The sequence below is a fragment of the Spirillospora sp. CA-108201 genome, assembly GCF_050936235.1.
Taxonomy (GTDB): domain Bacteria; phylum Actinomycetota; class Actinomycetes; order Streptosporangiales; family Streptosporangiaceae; genus Spirillospora.
Genome location: NZ_JBNJNE010000001.1, coordinates 5,639,114 through 5,655,198 on the forward strand (window position 1 = coordinate 5,639,114; position 16,085 = coordinate 5,655,198).

General features: G+C 74.0%; 18 protein-coding genes. 5 read left to right on the forward strand and 13 right to left on the reverse strand.

All coding sequences use genetic code 11. From position 1 onward, the window contains the following. Window positions 1-43 precede the first annotated feature (43 nt). Window positions 44-802, forward strand: coding sequence for an SDR family oxidoreductase (locus tag ACQEU6_RS27095; protein ID WP_499335858.1), 759 nt, complete (start codon window positions 44-46; stop codon window positions 800-802). Window positions 803-885: 83 nt separating this feature from the next. Here the strand turns inward: ACQEU6_RS27095 and ACQEU6_RS27100 are convergent, their stop codons facing one another. The 3 genes from ACQEU6_RS27100 to ACQEU6_RS27110 all read right to left on the reverse strand — a co-directional run bounded on the left by ACQEU6_RS27100 (window position 886) and on the right by ACQEU6_RS27110 (window position 2,573). Continuing rightward, window positions 886-1,338 (reverse strand): hypothetical protein, encoded by a 453-nt coding sequence (locus tag ACQEU6_RS27100; RefSeq protein WP_499335859.1) that lies wholly within the window; start codon window positions 1,336-1,338, stop codon window positions 886-888. 176 nt (window positions 1,339-1,514) lie between these two features. After that, complete coding sequence (locus ACQEU6_RS27105; RefSeq protein WP_499335860.1) at window positions 1,515-2,132, reverse strand: rhomboid family intramembrane serine protease; 618 nt, start codon at window positions 2,130-2,132, stop codon at window positions 1,515-1,517. Between the two features lie 111 nt (window positions 2,133-2,243). Then, window positions 2,244-2,573 carry a WhiB family transcriptional regulator gene (locus ACQEU6_RS27110; RefSeq protein ID WP_499335861.1) on the reverse strand — a complete coding sequence of 110 codons (330 nt, stop codon included), beginning with the start codon at window positions 2,571-2,573 and terminating at the stop codon, window positions 2,244-2,246. Between the two features lie 167 nt (window positions 2,574-2,740). Here ACQEU6_RS27110 and ACQEU6_RS27115 point away from each other — a divergent pair, with 167 nt between their 5' ends. After that, on the forward strand, window positions 2,741-3,193 hold the full coding sequence (locus ACQEU6_RS27115; protein ID WP_499340357.1) for a GNAT family N-acetyltransferase: 453 nt from the start codon (window positions 2,741-2,743) through the stop codon (window positions 3,191-3,193). A gap of 16 nt (window positions 3,194-3,209) precedes the next feature. Here ACQEU6_RS27115 and ACQEU6_RS27120 read toward each other — a convergent pair whose 3' ends face one another. Both ACQEU6_RS27120 and ACQEU6_RS27125 read right to left on the reverse strand, forming a co-directional pair. Further along, entirely contained in the window at window positions 3,210-3,605 is a 396-nt protein-coding gene (locus tag ACQEU6_RS27120) for a nuclear transport factor 2 family protein (RefSeq protein WP_499335862.1), read from the reverse strand. After that, window positions 3,602-4,096, reverse strand: coding sequence for a hypothetical protein (locus tag ACQEU6_RS27125; RefSeq protein WP_499335863.1), 495 nt, complete (start codon window positions 4,094-4,096; stop codon window positions 3,602-3,604). Before ACQEU6_RS27125 ends, ACQEU6_RS27120 begins: the two co-directional genes overlap by 4 nt. 34 nt (window positions 4,097-4,130) lie before the next feature. Here ACQEU6_RS27125 and ACQEU6_RS27130 point away from each other — a divergent pair, with 34 nt between their 5' ends. Then, window positions 4,131-5,621 carry a CYTH and CHAD domain-containing protein gene (locus tag ACQEU6_RS27130; protein ID WP_499335864.1) on the forward strand — a complete coding sequence of 497 codons (1,491 nt, stop codon included), beginning with the start codon at window positions 4,131-4,133 and terminating at the stop codon, window positions 5,619-5,621. A gap of 39 nt (window positions 5,622-5,660) precedes the next feature. Here the strand turns inward: ACQEU6_RS27130 and ACQEU6_RS27135 are convergent, their stop codons facing one another. From ACQEU6_RS27135 to ACQEU6_RS27160, 6 genes are all read right to left on the reverse strand, one after another. Continuing rightward, window positions 5,661-6,335, reverse strand: coding sequence for a response regulator (locus ACQEU6_RS27135; protein ID WP_499335865.1), 675 nt, complete (start codon window positions 6,333-6,335; stop codon window positions 5,661-5,663). Next, window positions 6,332-7,453 carry a sensor histidine kinase gene (locus tag ACQEU6_RS27140; protein ID WP_499335866.1) on the reverse strand — a complete coding sequence of 374 codons (1,122 nt, stop codon included), beginning with the start codon at window positions 7,451-7,453 and terminating at the stop codon, window positions 6,332-6,334. Before ACQEU6_RS27140 ends, ACQEU6_RS27135 begins: the two co-directional genes overlap by 4 nt. Beyond that, window positions 7,450-8,169, reverse strand: coding sequence for a hypothetical protein (locus tag ACQEU6_RS27145; RefSeq protein WP_499335868.1), 720 nt, complete (start codon window positions 8,167-8,169; stop codon window positions 7,450-7,452). The genes ACQEU6_RS27140 and ACQEU6_RS27145 overlap by 4 nt, the downstream gene beginning before the upstream one ends. Further along, complete coding sequence (locus ACQEU6_RS27150) at window positions 8,166-8,885, reverse strand: ABC transporter ATP-binding protein (RefSeq protein WP_499335869.1); 720 nt, start codon at window positions 8,883-8,885, stop codon at window positions 8,166-8,168. Before ACQEU6_RS27150 ends, ACQEU6_RS27145 begins: the two co-directional genes overlap by 4 nt. A gap of 96 nt (window positions 8,886-8,981) precedes the next feature. After that, window positions 8,982-9,848 carry an NUDIX domain-containing protein gene (locus ACQEU6_RS27155; protein WP_499335870.1) on the reverse strand — a complete coding sequence of 289 codons (867 nt, stop codon included), beginning with the start codon at window positions 9,846-9,848 and terminating at the stop codon, window positions 8,982-8,984. After that, a complete protein-coding gene (locus ACQEU6_RS27160; protein ID WP_499335871.1) occupies window positions 9,841-11,925 on the reverse strand; it encodes an RNA degradosome polyphosphate kinase in 2,085 nt (694 codons plus the stop codon). The genes ACQEU6_RS27155 and ACQEU6_RS27160 overlap by 8 nt, the downstream gene beginning before the upstream one ends. Before the next feature lie 198 nt (window positions 11,926-12,123). On the opposite strand from ACQEU6_RS27160, the gene ACQEU6_RS27165 reads away from it, so the two are divergent. Beyond that, window positions 12,124-13,605: a pentapeptide repeat-containing protein gene (locus ACQEU6_RS27165; RefSeq protein WP_499335872.1), complete on the forward strand. Its 1,482-nt coding sequence runs from the start codon at window positions 12,124-12,126 to the stop codon at window positions 13,603-13,605. Between the two features lie 145 nt (window positions 13,606-13,750). Next, on the forward strand, window positions 13,751-13,987 hold the full coding sequence (locus tag ACQEU6_RS27170; protein WP_499335873.1) for a hypothetical protein: 237 nt from the start codon (window positions 13,751-13,753) through the stop codon (window positions 13,985-13,987). Between the two features lie 67 nt (window positions 13,988-14,054). Here the strand turns inward: ACQEU6_RS27170 and ACQEU6_RS27175 are convergent, their stop codons facing one another. Further along, on the reverse strand, window positions 14,055-15,209 hold the full coding sequence (locus ACQEU6_RS27175) for a CU044_5270 family protein (RefSeq protein ID WP_499335874.1): 1,155 nt from the start codon (window positions 15,207-15,209) through the stop codon (window positions 14,055-14,057). 104 nt (window positions 15,210-15,313) lie between these two features. After that, a complete protein-coding gene (locus ACQEU6_RS27180; RefSeq protein ID WP_499335875.1) occupies window positions 15,314-15,943 on the reverse strand; it encodes an RNA polymerase sigma factor in 630 nt (209 codons plus the stop codon). Window positions 15,944-16,085 lie beyond the last annotated feature (142 nt).

A 16,085-nucleotide genomic window follows, 5' to 3' on the forward strand; every position in this document is an offset into this window, starting at 1 on the left:
CGGACGTCCATCCGGGGTAGGGGATCGACGAGAATGGGACGCCATGGGCACGTATCTGATCACGGGGGCGACGGGCGGCATCGGCACGGCGGTGGCGGAGCTGCTGCGCGAGCGCGGCCACGACCTCCTTCTCGCCGGCCGCTCCGCCGAGCGCCTGGACAAGCTCGCCGCGACGCTGCGCGGAGGCGCGCACGCGGCCACGCAGGTCATCAACCCGGGGGCGGTCGCCTCGCCGGCGCCCGCGGCGTCCATCGGCACGATCCCGCTCGACCTGACCGAGCCGCGCCGCATCGAGGCGCGGCTCGCGGCGGCGGGGATCCCCGCCCGGCTGGACGGCGTCGTCCACGCGGCCGGGATGGTGCATCTGGGGACGGTCGCCGACACCGAGGCCGACGAGTGGATGGAGCACCTGTCGGTCAACCTGGTGTCGGCGGCCGAGCTGACGCGGCTGCTGCTGCCAGCGCTGCGCGCCGCCGAGGGGCACGTGGTGTTCGTCAACTCCACCGCCGGGCTGCGTGCGAACCCCGAATGGTCGGCCTACGCGGCGAGCAAGTTCGGCCTGCGCGCGCTGGCCGACTCGCTGCGCGCGGAGGAGCCGTCCCTGCGCGTCACGACCGTCTACCCGGGGCGGACGGCCACGGAGATGCAGCGCAGCGTGCGCGCCCAGGAGGGCCACCCCTACGCCGAGGACGACTTCGCGGCCCCCGGCACGGTCGCGCGCGTGCTCGTCGCCGCACTGGAGACGCCTCGGGACGCGGTCGTCTCGGACGTCACCGTCCGGCCGGGCCCGTCGCGGGGCTGACGGCCGCGTCGCCGCAGCACGGCGACGCGGCCGCCCTTCAGCCGTGACGGGGGCGGGGGCTCGGCGCCCCGCCCCCGTGCCGATCAGGCGGGGCCGGTCGTCCGCCGCCGTGCCGCGAGCGCGATCCCGCCGCCGGCGAGGATCGTGGCCAGGCCCGCCGCGGCGAGCGCGGAGTCCGCGCCGGCGGAGGTTCCGCCCGCGCCCGCCCGCACTCCGCCGGTGGGAATCACACGGATCCTGTGCAGGAACTTGACGTCGATGAACCCGTGCCGGAGCTGCACGGGAACGTTGCCGCGAATCTCGGTGAACCCTTCCTTCTTGCAGTCGGCCCACGGCTTCTGCTCGAACTTCAGGACGCCCACGATCTTCGAATGCACGTTGGGCAGTTCGTGGACGTTGAGACCGTCCCGCGCGGTGACGGAGTACTCGCAGAGCTCGGTGTCCGCCCGCGCCTCCGCCGTCCCCGACCCGATCATGACGAACGCCCCCGCGGCCGTCCCCGCGGCGGCCACGGCCATCGCTCTTCGCACGCTCATCCTTCTCTCCCCCGCTCGTTCCTCCTGGTGGACGAGGTGATTCACCTCGGAGGCACCGATACCCGACGAAGACCAAGAAGAGCCATGGCAGCCACAAAACAATGGATTCGCCAGATTGGCATCCATTCACAACAAAAGGGCTTATAGCGACATAATCCAGGGCGATCGGGCGGCGTTCAGCCGGACGCCCCCCGCGGCGCCTCGGTCCTGCCCCTGCGCAGGAACCACGAGGCGAGGACGCCGCCGAGCAGCCCGAACAGGTGGCCCTGCCACGAGATCATCGGGTCGCTCGGGAGGACGCCGAGCAGCATCGTCCCGTAGACGGCGACGACGGCGACCGCGATGGCGATGTCGACCACCCGCCGCTCGAAGGCCCCGCGTCCCACCAGGTAGCCGAAGAACCCGAAGATCAGGATGCTGGACCCGAGGGTGTTGGCGGAACTGAGGAACCACACCCCGAGCCCGCCGACCACGATGATGATCAGGCTGGCGGCGAGGAACTTGGCGATGCCGCGCGCCGCCGCGACGAACCCGAGGATCAGGAACGGGAGCGTGTTGGCCGTCAGGTGCCCGAAGCCGGCGTGCATGAACGGCGCGGTGAAGATGTCCGGCAGGTCGTTCACGTCGCGCGGCTGGATCCCGAACCGGTCGAGCCAGCCGTCCGTCGTGTAGTCGAACGCCTCCAGCACCCACATCGCGGCGGTCACCGCGAGGATCAGCACCGCCGACGCCAGGGCGCGGACTCCGTGCTTGGCCAGGCCCTCGGAACGTTGCCGGTCGGGGGTAAAGCTCATGTCAGCCACCGTAAAAGTTCTGTGCGTCCCTGACCCTCCCCAACGCGCGGGGCGGTCGAAAGGTGCCGGTGGCCTCCGGCGGGGCGGCCCGGCGGCCGCCCGGGCGGTCCGCTAGGCGGCCGACGCGTGCTCCGACTCGGAGGCGTCGCCGCGCACCACGATCACCGGCAGCGGCCGCCGCGCCGGGGCGTCGGCCGTCCGGCGCAGGTAGCGCCGCTCCTCGGGGGTCGTCCCGCCCCAGATGCCGTCGGGCTCGCCCACCCGCAGCGCCCACGCGAGGCAGTCGGCCCGCACGGGGCAGTTGGAGCAGATCTCCTTGGCGGCGTCCTCCTGCGCCTGGAGCACGGGCGCGGAGTAGCCGATCGGGAAGAACAGGTCGGGATCCGCGCCACGGCAGATGGCGTGGTCGGTCCAGTGTTCCTCGTTCTCGGTGGTGTGCATTGACCCGATGTTGTGCATTGAGTTCTCCCTGCGCGGCGATGAGACCGCCGTCCGAGCCGGGGGGTCTCCACTCAGCGTAGTACTACACATCGTAGTACTACAAGACATGAGCGAACGCTGCAACTTAGCGTCCCGATAGCCTGGAGGGCGTGCAGAGTGATCAAGAAGTGACCTTCCGCGCGGCGGTGGTGGGCGATCTCCCTGAGATCGTCCGGCTACTGGCCGACGATCCCCTGGGATCCACCCGCGAAACACCGGGTGAGGAGATACCGGAGGCCTACTTCCGAGCGTTCGCCGCGATCGAGAAGGATCCGAACAACAGCCTGGTCGTCGCCGAGGTCGCCGGGAAGGTCGCCGGCACGCTCCAGCTCACCTACATCCCCGGCCTCACCTACACCGGCGGCGAGCGCGCCCAGATCGAGGGCGTCCGCGTCGCCGCCGAGCAGCGCGGCGCCGGGCTCGGCCAGCTCATGATCACCTGGGCCATCGACCGGGCCCGCGCCCGCGGCTGCCGCGTCGTCCAGCTCACCACCGACCGCCAGCGCCCCGAGGCGATCCGCTTCTACCAGAAGATCGGCTTCCGCCCGTCCCACATGGGGATGAAGTACCACCTCGCCTGAGCCCGTCGGACGGGCCTCACGGGACGAGGGCGTCCCGCCACCGGGCGGTGTCGGTGTACTGGTGCAACCAGGAGATCCGGCCCTCGGTGACACGCCAGAGATGCGCGAACTCCGCCTCGTGCGAACGGCCGGTGGCCCTGGCGGTCCCCCGGTAACGCCCGGTCACCACGACAAGGCCGTCATCGGTCTCGTGCCAGGTCTCGGCATGGGGAGCCGTGTCGAACTCGGCGAAGACCGCACCCCACACGCGCACGAGGGTCTCCTCGGGACCGTGGAAGACGCCGCCCGCCCCGCACGGCAGCCCGGGCGCCGTGTGCGCCTCCAACTCCGGGTGCAGGAGCGCGAGGAACGCCGCCCCGTCGGCGGCCCGGGTCGCGGTGTAGAAGCCTCGAACGATCTCGGACGCCCTCATGCCGCTCCCGCTTCGGTTCGCGCGACCTGCTGCTCGCAACCCTGTGGACCCGGTGCGTCCGCCGCTTCCAGGGCGGCTTCGTCGCGGCCCTGGACGCGGGCGACGCCGAGGCGGCCGCCCTGCACACGCCCCGCTGGTGCCGCGCGCACCCCGCGGAGGCCGCCGTCCTGCTCCTGCACCGCCGCCGCGACCTCGCGGCCGCCTGGCCCGCCGAACTCGCCGAACCCCTCGCGGCCCTGAACGCCGGAACCGCGGAGGCGCTGAGCGCGTTCGCCCGGCGCCGCGGCGTCGACCGCGAGCGCGTGGTCTTCGCCATGGTCGACGTCCCCTCCGGCGCCGTCCGCCGCCACCTGCTCGACCGCCTGCCGCCGCCGCCCGGGGTCGACGAACTGATCGTCGCGGCCTGCCGGGCCGTCCTGGTCCCGTAGGGGCCGGAAAGACTTCTGTTGGTGTTCACCTTGGCGTGAAATGCTGGCTACCTGGGGGTGCATCCCCGATTTGTCCACCGTCCCGGAGGAGCAGCGCGTGGCCGAGCGGCATCTGGAGATCGAGCAGAAGTACGACGCCCCGGCCGGGTTCGTGCTGCCGGATCTCGACGGGCTCACGGGCGTGGCGTCGGTCGGGGAGCCCGAGGTCCGCGAGCTGCACGCCACCTACTTCGACACCGCCGACCTGCGCCTGGCGGCCAACAAGATCACGCTGCGCCGGCGGCGGGGCGGGCCGGACGCGGGCTGGCACCTGAAGATGCCGGCCGGGCAGGACGGCAAGCACGAGTTCCGGGCGCCGCTCGGGCGGCCGCTGCTCGTCCCCGCGCGCCTGGCCGGGCTGGTCGCCGCGCACACGCGCGGGGCGGAGCTGCGCCCCGTCGCGACGCTGGAGACCCGCCGGACGGTCGTGCGGCTGCTCGGCGCGGACGGGGAGGCCCTCGCGGAGGTCGCCGACGACCTGGTGACCGGGCGCGGGCGCGAGGCCGAGCCCGAGCGGTGGCGGGAGATCGAGGTCGAGCTCGGCACGGGGACGCCGGAGCTGCTGAAGGCCGCGGGCAAGCGCCTGCGCAAGGCCGGCGCGAAGAGGTCCAAGTCGGCGTCCAAGCTGGCGCGGCTGCTCGGGGACGGCGTCGCGCCGTCGCAGGCGGCGCGGCAGCGGGCCGGGGCCCGGTCGCGGATCACGGCGGCGACCAGCAACGGGAAGGCCCCCGCGATCACGACGGGCGAGGTCGTGCTGGCCTACCTCGCCGAGCAGGTCGAGGCGGTCCTGCGCTTCGACCCCGGGGCGCGGCTGGGCGAGGACGACGCCGTCCACCGCATGCGGGTGGCCGTGCGCCGGACGCGGAGCGTCCTGCGCAGCTACCGGCCCGTCCTGGACGCGGAGCGGACCGCGCCGCTCGGGCCCGAGCTGCGGTGGGTGGCGCAGTCCCTCGGCCAGGTCCGCGACCTGGAGGTGCTGCGGATGCGGTTCGCGGGGGCGCCGGCCTTCCTGCTGGAGGACCTGGAGCGGCACGAGCGGGCCGCGTACCGGCACCTGAACTCGGCCCTGAGGGACCCGCGGTACTTCGCGCTGCTCGACGACCTCGACCGGCTGGTCGCCGACCCTCCGCTGGCGGCCGTGGCGGGCAAGAAGGCCCGCAAGGAACTTCCGGCGCTCGTCACCCGGGCCTGGGACCGGATGGCCGGGGACTACGCGTCGATCAGGACGTCCGCCGACCCCGACCTCGCGCGCCACGAGACGCGCAAGGCGGCCAAGCGCGCCCGGTACGCGGCCGAGCTGGCGGTGCCCGTGCTGGGCGCGGCGGCCAAGCGGGTGGTCAAGGACGCCAGGCGCATCCAGGAGGTCCTCGGCGCGCACCAGGACGCGGTGATCGCGATGGAGCACCTCGAACGGGCCGCCGGCCGCGCCCGCACGACCGCGGACGCCTTCGCGGTCGGCGTCCTCTACGGCCGGGAGCAGGCGGAGGCGGAGAGGGCCCGCGACCTCCTGGGGACCACCTGGTCACGGACGCTGGGCCCTTCGTTCTAGACCCTGTTCCGCTCCAGGGGCGGCGGCGGGCGGCGACGGTCAGGGAAGGCCGGGACGGCGGCCGGGGACGACGATGCCGTGCTCGTACGCCAGCACGACGGCCTGGACGCGGTCGCGGAGGTGAAGCTTGGCGAACACGCTGCCCACGTGGCTCTTGACGGTGGCCTCGGTGACGACGAGTCGCGCCGCGATCTCCTGGTTCGACAGGCCCTGGGCCACGAGCAGGAGCATCTCGCGCTCGCGCGGGGTCAGCGCGGCCAGCAGGTCCGTCGCCGGCCGGACCGGGTCGGTGCGGCCGGCGTAGTCCTCGATCAGGCGGCGGGTGATCGACGGGGACAGCAGCGCCTCGCCCCGGTGCACGACGTCGATCGCCTCCAGGAGCCGCTCGCGGGGCGCGTCCTTCAGCAGGAAACCCGACGCCCCCGCGCGCAGCGCGCCGAACACGTACTCGTCGAGGTCGTAGGTGGTGAGGACCAGCACGCGGGGCGGACGGTCGGCGCCGGTGAGGCGGGCGGTGGCCTCGACGCCGTCCATCCGCGGCATCCTGACGTCCATCAGGACGACGTCGGGCCGCAGCTCCGCGGCCCGCGCGAGGGCCTCGCGGCCGTCCGCGGCCTCGCCGACGACCTCCAGGCCGGGCCGGGTCTGCAGGAACAGCCGGAACCCGATCCTGATCAGTTCCTGATCGTCGACGATCAGCACCCGGATCGTCACGCCCGCTCCCGGACCGGCAGCCGGGCCGCGACCCGGAACCCGCCGCCGGGGGCCCGGCCGGTCTCCAGCTCACCGCCGAGCATCGCGACCCGCTCCCGCATCCCCACCAGGCCGTACCCGCCGGGGCCCGGCTGGCCGGTTCCCGTCCCGTCGTCGTGCACCCGCACCTCCAGGTCCGCTCCGCCGTAGTTCAACCGCACCGTGACCAGCGTCGCCCGTGCGTGTTTCAGCGCGTTGGTCAACGCCTCCTCGATGATCCGGTAGGCGGACAGCTCCACCCCGCTCGGCAGGGCCGGCCGTTCCCCGGCGACCTCCAGCCGGACCTCCAGCCCCGCCGCGCGGTACCCGGCGACCAGTTCGTCCAGGTCCGCCAGCGACGGCTGCGGCCGCGTCCCGGTCGCGTGGGGCCCGCGCAGCAGGACCAGGATCCGGCGCAGTTCGGCCAGGCTCTGCTCGGCGCTGGTCTCCACCTGCTCCAGCGTCCGCGCGGCCACCCGCGGTTCGGTCTCCAGGACGTCGCGCGCGCCGCGGACCCCGATCAGCATCACCGTCACCGAATGGGCGACGATGTCGTGCAGTTCGCGGGCGATCGAGCCGCGTTCGCGCTGCGCCGCGATCAGGTCGAGCTGCTCCCGTTCGCGTTCGAGGGTGGCGGCCCGTTCCTCCACGGCCTGGACGTAGCGGCGGCGCGTCTGCATGTAGGCGCCCAGCATCCACGCCCCGACCGGCGCCGGCGGGGCGCAGACGCTCTCGGCGAGCAGGAACACCGCCACCGGCGCCAGCACGGCGAGCGAGACGCGCCGGTCGCGCGTCTCGGCGAGCGACCACAGCGCGACGACGACCGGCGCGCCTCCGGGCGAGTACCCGGCCTCGGCCGCCGCGGCCGCCGCCGCGACCGTCACCGCGGTCACCGCGATCCCGAACCGCCGGCGGGCCAGGAGCACCGCGCCGGACAGGACGGCCACCGCGATCGGCAGCGGCGCGGGCCGGGTGCCGTCGTTGAACAGCAGCCCCGCTTCCACGATGGTCGCCGCCACGGCGAGCGCGACGTCGAACAGCACCGGGCGGTGCGGGACCCGCAGGCCCCGCACCGCCCGGATCCGCTCCGCGACGCTCACGCCAGGTCGCGCCGTCGTTCGCACCCGACCGCCACCAGCAGCCCGAGCACCGTCCAGAGGGCGAACACCGCGCCCGCCTGCGCGACCGTCAGCGTCGTGTCGTGGGTCCCTCCCGTCATGATGCCCGCCGCGCCGAACGGTGAGAGGTTCGCCTCCCGCTCCCACGCCCCGCCCACCAGGGGCTGCACCACCAGGGCCAGGATCAGCAGGACCACCGCGCCGACGACCGGGCTGCGGATCAGCGCACCGAGCGCCGCGCCCAGCACGGCCGCCAGCACGAGCGCCGCGACGTTGCCCGCCACGACCTCGGCCACCTGGCCGGACGTCAGGTCAGGACCGGGCTGGTCCGCCAGCAGCGGCAGCGCCACGCCGGCCGCGACCGCGTTGATCAGCAGCGCCAGCCCGAGACCGGTCAGCGCGTACGCCGTGATCCGCACCGCCAGGACGGCGCCGCGGCCGCGCCGGGCGACCAGCGCCGTGGGCGCGGCGGTCCGGTGGCGGTACTCGCCGGCGGCGCCGACCAGTCCCCACAGCAGCAGCAGGACCGGGAACCCCGACAGCGCCTCCTTCTTCTCCGCCACCTCGTCGAGTGTCCCCGACGCCACGGCGACCATCACCGCGTTCAGTGCGGCGAAGGCCGTTCCCCCGGCCGCGAATCCCCACACGGCCCGGGTCGTCATCGCCTTGAGCAGTTCTCCTCGAAGCAGGCCGATCATCGCTCCAACCCTCCGGTCAGCTCGAGGAACGTCTCCTCCAGCGACTCGACCTCACTGATCGGTCCCTCGTGCACCAGCCTGCCACGGTCGATGACGACCACGTCGTCGACCGTCTGCGCGGCCTCCGCGAGCAGGTGGCTGGACAGCAGCACCGTGCCGCCCCCGGCCGCCCGGTCCCGCAGCATCCTGCGGAGCCAGCGGATCCCCTGCGGGTCCAGCCCGTTGGCGGGCTCGTCCAGCACCAGGATCTCCGGGTCGCCCAGCAGCGCGGCGGCGAGGCCGAGCCGCTGCCGCATCCCGAGGGAGAAGGCGCCGACCCGGCGGCCCGCCGCCGGCGTCAGCTCGGCGACCTCCAGGACCTCCTCGACGCGCCGCCGCGGCAGCCCGGCCGACAGCGCCAGCGCCCGCAGATGGGCGCGGGCCGACCGGGCGGGGTGCGCGCCGCAGGGCTCGATGTGGACGCCGATCCTGCGCGCGTCCGGCACCATCGAGGCCACCGGCGCGCCCAGCACCGACACCGTGCCCGCCGACGGCCGCGCCAGTCCCGCGACCGCCTTCAGCGCCGTGGTCTTGCCCGCGCCGTTCGGGCCGAAGAAGCCCGTCACCGCGCCCGGACGGACCGTGAAGGTCAGGTCGTCGACCACCGTGCGGCGGCCGTACCGTTTCGTCAGCCCCTCGACCCTGATCGCCGGGGTGGCCTTCGTCTGTGAGGTCATGGCGCCCAGCTTCGGCCCCGCGCGTCTCCCGGTCATCCGACCACGGTCGAAACCCGGTCTCCGACCGCGGCATGACTTTCGCCCGCCCGGTCTCCCTCAGGGCTCCGCGGTCCTGTGGCGTTCCAGGGCGGCCAGGGCGCCGTCGGCCAGGTGGGCCGTCCAGAACTCGGCCTTGCCGAGGGACGTGTCGTCCGGGACCTTCTCGCCCAGCTTCCGGCAGAGGCCGGCGACGATCTCGGAGACGATCTCGCCGTGGGTGCTCACGACCGCGGGCGTGCCCGCCATGGACAGCAGCCGCTCCACCGCCCGGTCGGGGTTGGTCTCGCCCACCGTGAACGCCGCCTCCGTCTCGACGGGCACGCGGACGCGCCGCGCGTAGGGCAGGACGGTCTCCAGGCAGCGCGCGGTCGCCGAGCTGACGGTCCGCATGGGCCCGTAGGAGTGCAGCAGCCCGGCGAGGCCGGACGCCTCGGCGCGGCCCGCCTCGTCCAGCGGGCGCAGCTCGTCGGCCTCCCGCCACGCCGTCTTCTCCCCCGCCCGCGCGTGCCGCAGGACCACCAGCGGCGCGGTGTGGAGCGGGCCCTTGAGGAACGCGCGGAGGAGGTCGGCGTCGTGCCCGTAGCTGAGCCGGGCCGCGGCCTCGCGCGCCGGAAGCCAGACCAGCTCGTCCACCTCCTCGTTGGGGGTGAACGCGCTCACGGCGACCGGGCGGGCGGCCCAGTACTCGACCCGCTTGGTCCGGTCGCCGATCGGATAGGAGACGGTCGGCAGCCGCCGTCCGAGGCGGGGGACGACCCCGGTCTCCTCCTCGATCTCGCGCACGGCGGCGCGCAGCACGTGCTCGCCCGGGTCGACCTTGCCCTTCGGGAACGACCAGTCGTCGTGGCGGGGGCGGTGGATCAGCGCGAACTCGGGACCGTCGCGCCACAGCAGCGCGCCCGCGGCCCTGATGACGTCAGGCATCGATCGTCCTCCACCGGCGGCTCTTCACCAGGTGGGTCTGGATGTCCAGGAGGGTCTCACCGGCACCGGCCCGGCTGCGCGTCCAGGTGCCCTCGCCGTCGAGCGCCCAGGCGTGGGTCCTGCCGTCCATGGCCCGGTCCATCAGCGCCAGCAGGTCGTCGCGCTGGGCCCGGTCGTTGACGGTGACGAGGGCCTCGACGCGCCGGTCCAGGTTGCGGTGCATCAGGTCGGCGCTGCCGAGCCACACCTCCGGCTCGCCGCCGTTCTCGAACGCGAACACGCGGGAGTGCTCCAGGAACCGGCCGAGGACGCTGCGCACCCGGATCATGTCCGACAGGCCGGGCACGCCGGGTCGCAGCGCGCAGATGCCGCGGACCCAGACGTCCACCGGCACCCCGGCCCGCGACGCCCGGTAGAGCGCGTCGATGATCACCTCGTCCACCAGGGCGTTGCACTTGATCCGGACATGGGCGGGATGCCCGGCCCGCCGGTTGTCGATCTCGTGCTCGATCCGCTGGACGAGCCCGGAGCGCAGGCTGTTCGGGGCGACGAGCAGCCGGTGGTAGGAGCTCTGCCGCGAGTAGCCGGTGAGGTGGTTGAACAGGGCGCTGACGTCCTCGCCGACCTCGGGGTCGGCGGTGAGCAGGCCGAAGTCCTCGTACAGGCGCGCGGTCTTCGGGTGGTAGTTGCCGGTGCCGATGTGGCAGTAGCGGCGCAGGTGGCCCTCGGACTCCTGCCGGACGATCAGCGCGAGCTTGCAGTGCGTCTTCAACCCGACGAACCCGTAGACGACATGGCAGCCGGCGGTCTCCAGCTTGCGCGCCCAGGCGATGTTGGCGCGCTCGTCGAACCGGGCCTTCAGCTCGACGACGACCACGACCTGCTTGCCGGCCTCGGCGGCGCTCATCAGCGCGTCCACGATCGGGGAGTCGCCGCTCGTCCGGTACAGCGTCTGCTTGATCGCCAGGACGCGCGGGTCGGTCGCGGCGTCCTCGATCAGCCGCTGGACGGTCGTGGTGAACGAGTCGTAGGGGTGGTGGACGAGGACGTCGCGCTCACGGATGGCGCTGAAGATGCTCGCGTCCTCGGGCAGCGCCTCCTTCGACGGGACGAAAGGGGGGTACTTCAGCTCCGGGCGGTCGAGGTCGGCGATGGCGGCGAGGCCGCCGAGGTCGAGCGGCCCGACGACGCGGTAGATCTGGCCCTCGTCCACGCCGAGCTCGGAGGTGAGCAGGTCCAGCACCCCCTCGGAGATCGACTCCTCGACCTCCAGCCGGACGACGGGGCCGAACCGGCGGCGCAGCAGTTCGCGTTCGAGCGCCTGGAGCAGGCCCTCGCTGATGTCGTCGTCGATCTCCAGGTCCTGGTTGCGGGTGACCCGGAACGCGTGGTGCTCGACGACCTCCATTCCGACGAACAGCTGCCCGAGGTGCGCCGCGATGACATCCTCCAGCGGCGTGAACCGGTCGGGGGACGCCTCGATGAAGCGGGGCAGCAGCGGCGGCACCTTCACCCGGGCGAACATCGTGGCGTCGGTCTCCGGGTCGCGGACGATCACCGCGAGGTTCAGCGACAGGCCCGAGATGTAGGGGAACGGGTGCGCGGAGTCGACGACGAGCGGGGTGAGCACGGGGTAGATCCGGTCGCGGAACAGGCGCCGCATCCGCTCCTGCTCGGTCTCGGCCAGCTCGTCCCAGCGCAGGAGTTCGATGCCCTCGTCGCCGAGCGCGGGCAGGATCTCCTTGCGGAAGCACGACGCGTGCCGCTGCATCAGCTCGTGCGCGACCACGCCGGTGCGCGCCAGCACCTCGCGGGGCTGGCGGCCGCTCGCGGACTGGACGGCCAGCCCGGTCGCCATCCGGCGGGCGAGCCCGGCGACGCGGACCATGAAGAACTCGTCGAGGTTGCTGGAGAAGATCGACAGGAAGCGGACGCGTTCGAGCAGCGGCAGGCCCGGATCCTCGGCGAGCTCCAGGACGCGCTGGTTGAACCTCAGCCAGCTCTCCTCCCGGTCGAGGAAGCGGTCGTCGGGCAGCGCCTCGGATTGCGGGGGAACATGTCCTGGATTGACGGTCATGCCAGAATTTTCCCTGATCTAGGTTAACGAAAGTCGAACGTGCGGGTTCGGCCGAGGTATCCGGTACGTCGATCATTCCCGTGGTTCCTCCAGATCACTCCGCTCCGGCCGCCCGCGCCGAACGTGGCCGGGGGGTTTCAACGACCTGGCCACCGGGAGACCTTCACTGCGCGCCCCCGCGTGGGTAGAACGAAGACCGTGACTCCTCACGAGGCTTCGCCGCCCACGGTCTTCTGGCCGCGCTGCACCGCCGTCGACGGCTGCACCGGCCGGGCCGCCGGCGGCCCGGGCGGCTGCCCCGCCCACCTGAGCCCCCGCGAGTTCGAGCGGTTCACGGGCGCGCTGCGCCCCGGCGCCGACCTCGACCTGCGCGGCGTCACCGTCCCGCCGTGGCTGCTGGACGGGGTGCTCGACGCCGTCACCGGGCCCGACGGGCGGCCCCACCTCGGCCGGACCCGGTTCGACGGGGCGGTCCTCCCGGCGCACGCGGGGCTGCGCGGCTTCTGCGTCGAGGGCGACAGCTCCTTCGACGGCGCCCGGTTCCTCGGCGGCGCGTCGTTCTACGACGCGCGGTTCTTCGGCAACGTCTCGTTCCGGGGAGCGCGCTTCGGGCGCAACGCGTCCTTCCACGAGGCCCGGTTCCACCGGCACGCCTCGTTCGAGGAGGCCGTGTTCACCGGTGACGCCCTCTTCGGCGAGACGCGGTGGCACGCCGACGCCGCCTTCCGCGGGGCCGTGCTCATGGGCGCGGCCTGCTTCGACCGCGCCCGGTTCGGGCGGGACGCGGCGATGCAGGGGGCGGTCTTCCGCGGCGACGTGTCGTTCAAGCGCGTCGAGGTGGCGCGGCACGCCCGGTTCGAGCGGGCGCGGTTCCGGCACGGCGCCTGGCTCGGCCCGCTGGCGGCGGGCGGCCGGATCGCGCTGTCGGACGCGACCGTGCACGGCGGGCTGCGGGTGCACGCGGCGGCGCGGCAGGTCGTCGCCCGCGGCGCGGTCGTCCACGGGGAGGCCGACTTCCGGCTCCGGCACGCCGAACTCGACCTGGAGGACGCGGTGTTCGAGGGCCCGGCCGCCGTCCGGGCGCTGGCCCACCCGATCCAGGGGCTCGCCGAGCCCGCCGCCGGGGCCGGCCCGTCCGGCGTCCGGCTCCTCTCGCTGCGCCGCGCCGACGCCGCCCGGCTGCTGCTCGCCGACGTCGACCTCAGCGGCTGCGGCTTCCTCGGGCTGCGGCGGCCGGACGCGCTGCGGATCACGGGCGACTGCGCGTTCGCGACCGCGCCGGGCCCGCGCGGGCTGCGGCCCTGGCGCCGCGACCGGGCCGTCCTCGCCGAGGACATCGCCGACGGCGCCGGCGACGACGACCGGCTGCGCCCGCTGTACCAGGCGCTGGCACGTGCCACGGCCGACTCCGACCGCGACCGCCTCGCCCGCGACTTCCGCTACAGCGCGCTGGAGATGCGGCGGCACGGCGAGCGCGACCCGTGGCGCCGCGCCGGCCTGCACCTTCTGTGGATCACCTGCGGATACGGGCTGCGGGCCGGACGCGCCGTGGCCTGGCTCGCCGTCATCATCGCGCTGCTGTGCTGCGGCGCGTCATTGGTCCGCCACGACGACCGGACACGGCACGACAACCGCACGGGGAGTGTCCGCGCCGCGCACACGGGCGCCCGCAACACATAAGCGCCCGGCGGCCCGCTAAAGGCGGGGGGTTGTTTTGTCAGACCCACGCGTAATGATTGTTGTTATGAGCAGAGACACCCATCCGGGGGTGCAGTGCCCGCACTGCCAATCGCATCTCGCGCTCGTCCCCGTGACTGGAAACCCCGTGTCCGGAAACTCCGCCGCCGCACCGCTCCCCGTCCTGCCGATCGTGCCGAAGGAGGAATGGCAGCCTCCCCCCGTCGGCGAGGTGCTCGCCGTTTACGCCGGGCGCGCCAAGGACACCGTGACCGCGGCGCGCGGCGCCGCCAAGGTCCGCGAAAGCCTGAACCGCGCCAAGGCGGCCGCCGCGGGCCGCAGAGCCGCGCAGAAAACCGCGCGCCGCACTCCCAGAAGCGCTTGATCACAACCCGGCCACTAACGCCGGGAAGGGACGGCGCCGGTTCGGCACCGCCCCTTCCGCAATGACGTCAGCGCGGCTTGGAATCCGTCCATTCGGCGCCGACCAGGGTGGTGGAGTTCATCGTCCGCCCCGCCGGGACGCGCGCCCCGGCCGTCGGCGCCACCATCACGTTCATGCTGGCCAGCGCGTTGCCCGACGCCAGATCAATGATCATCTCGTCCCGGATCACGCCCATCGGCGTCTTCTCGTCCAGCCCGATGGCGTTCCCCGTCCGTCCCTGCGGATCCGCGACCTTCCCGAGCGAGCGCACCGCCGGGAGCCCCGCCAGCATCCGGAACGCGGCCGCCCGCACCCCCGGCTTCACCGGCATCTCCATCACCAGGCCCCGCGCCACGGTGTAGAGCCACAGGTCCGAGGACATCGGCCGCCTCGACTCGGTGTCATGGCCCTTGTACCAGCGCAGCAGCTCGGCCTTGAGCCGCTTCGGGTCCGACGGCAGCGCCCGCAGGTCCTTCATGGTCACGTTGCGGCCGAGCCAGAACACCTTGTCGCCGTCGACCAGCGCGGAGCCGTTGAAACTGCGCGGACCCGGCGTGGTCTTCGCCGTGAGCCCCTTCAGGCGGCCCTTGGCCCCCGGCGCCACGGGGACCTCGACCTTGAACGTCGCGGGCGACCCGGCGCGCCGCCACGCCTCCGCGTCCGCCTTCGTCGCGGGCCGCGCCCCCAGTTCCTGCCCCGCGGCCCACGCCTTGCCGCCGGGCCGGGCCGGCGTCCAGCTCTCCGCCTTGCTCCTGACCGCGACGGCGTAGGCGCCGCCGCCCGCGCCGACCGTGTACGTGGAGGACGAGACCGTCACCTGGTGCCAGTAGGCCCCCGACTTCTCGGTCTGCCCGTCCGCCTTCTCGGCCGCCGCGAGCAGGACGGTCCTCGCGTCGAGCACCCGCTCGCCGCCTCCGCCCGTCCTGTCCGGCTCCGTGCCGTCCCCGCCGGGGGCGACGAACACCGCCGCCGCGGCGACCGCCCCCGCCGCGACCGCCCCGGCCAGCCCCAGCCCCCAGACCGGCCGCACCCGCCGCCGCGCGCCCGCGGCGCTCGCGTCCTCCGGACGCGGCGCCGCCATGGCCCGCGCCAGCTCGTCCCGCCGCACGCCCTCGTCCACCGGCGTACCCGGGTCCATCTCCTCAGGCCTGGCTTCCCGCAACACCCGCATCACATCCCTCATGCCGTTTCCTTGCGGGGGGACGACCCCCCGCACCCCCCGGTTCGCTCCGCTCATGCCGTTTCCTTGCGGGGGGACGACCCCCCGCACCCCCCGGTCCGCTCCGCTCATGCCGTTTCCTCCTTCATGAACCCGACCTGCGAACGTGCCCCCTGCGCCCCCGCGCCCGACCCCGGTCTGGCGTCGGTCCGGGCGGGCGGGTGGGGCGGGTCCGGGCGGGCGGGCGCCGCGCGGGCGTCCGACTGCTCGTCCTCGGCCGCGCGGAGCAGGCGGCGGCGCGCGCGGTGCAGGCGCACCCGAAGCGCCGCCGGCGAGCAGCCGACGACCCGGGCGGCCTCGCGCGGGGTCAGCCCCTGCCAGGCGATGAGGATCAGGATCTCCCGGTCCCCCTCGGGCAGCGCCGCCATCGCGCGCAGCACCGCGAGCCGCTCCGCCACGTCCTCGGCGACGTCGCCGGTCTGGCGCGGCGCCGACCGTCCGAACTCGGCCGCGAACGACTCGCGGCGCACCCGCGCACGGTGCCCGTCGCGCAGCACGTTCCGCGCGACGCCGAGCAGCCACGGCAGCGCCGGGTCCGGGACGTCGCCGAGCCGCCGCCACGCCACGGCGAAGGTCTCGCTCACCACCTCGTCCGCGACCTGGCCGCCGGCGCGGGCGGCCGCGTAGGCCCACACGCGCTGGCGGCACTCGTCGTAGATCGCGGTGAAGCGCTGTTCATCGGGGGCCTCGTCTGCCACCGCGTGCTCCTCCGTCCGTCCGTTCGGGTCATGTCACGGGGTAGTGGTGCGGGAGGCGGCATCGTTACCGGAAGGCCGGCGGAATCCTCCGGACGGGCGCGGTTCGCCCGCTCCCCGTGCCTCCCGGCCGCCCGATGCCTCT

What these genes read in the sequence shown, in the direction of transcription:
- ACQEU6_RS27095 (WP_499335858.1), top strand. Translation starts at nt 44, where the DNA reads ATGGGCACGTATCTGATCACGGGGGCGACGGGCGGCATCGGCACGGCG.
- ACQEU6_RS27100 (WP_499335859.1), bottom strand. Translation starts at nt 1,338, where the DNA reads ATGAGCGTGCGAAGAGCGATGGCCGTGGCCGCCGCGGGGACGGCCGCG.
- ACQEU6_RS27105 (WP_499335860.1), bottom strand. Translation starts at nt 2,132, where the DNA reads ATGAGCTTTACCCCCGACCGGCAACGTTCCGAGGGCCTGGCCAAGCAC.
- ACQEU6_RS27110 (WP_499335861.1), bottom strand. Translation starts at nt 2,573, where the DNA reads ATGCACACCACCGAGAACGAGGAACACTGGACCGACCACGCCATCTGC.
- ACQEU6_RS27120 (WP_499335862.1), bottom strand. Translation starts at nt 3,605, where the DNA reads ATGAGGGCGTCCGAGATCGTTCGAGGCTTCTACACCGCGACCCGGGCC.
- ACQEU6_RS27125 (WP_499335863.1), bottom strand. Translation starts at nt 4,096, where the DNA reads ATGCACCCCCAGGTAGCCAGCATTTCACGCCAAGGTGAACACCAACAG.
- ACQEU6_RS27145 (WP_499335868.1), bottom strand. Translation starts at nt 8,169, where the DNA reads ATGATCGGCCTGCTTCGAGGAGAACTGCTCAAGGCGATGACGACCCGG.
- ACQEU6_RS27150 (WP_499335869.1), bottom strand. Translation starts at nt 8,885, where the DNA reads ATGACCTCACAGACGAAGGCCACCCCGGCGATCAGGGTCGAGGGGCTG.
- ACQEU6_RS27155 (WP_499335870.1), bottom strand. Translation starts at nt 9,848, where the DNA reads ATGCCTGACGTCATCAGGGCCGCGGGCGCGCTGCTGTGGCGCGACGGT.
- ACQEU6_RS27160 (WP_499335871.1), bottom strand. Translation starts at nt 11,925, where the DNA reads ATGACCGTCAATCCAGGACATGTTCCCCCGCAATCCGAGGCGCTGCCC.
- ACQEU6_RS27175 (WP_499335874.1), bottom strand. Translation starts at nt 15,209, where the DNA reads ATGAGGGATGTGATGCGGGTGTTGCGGGAAGCCAGGCCTGAGGAGATG.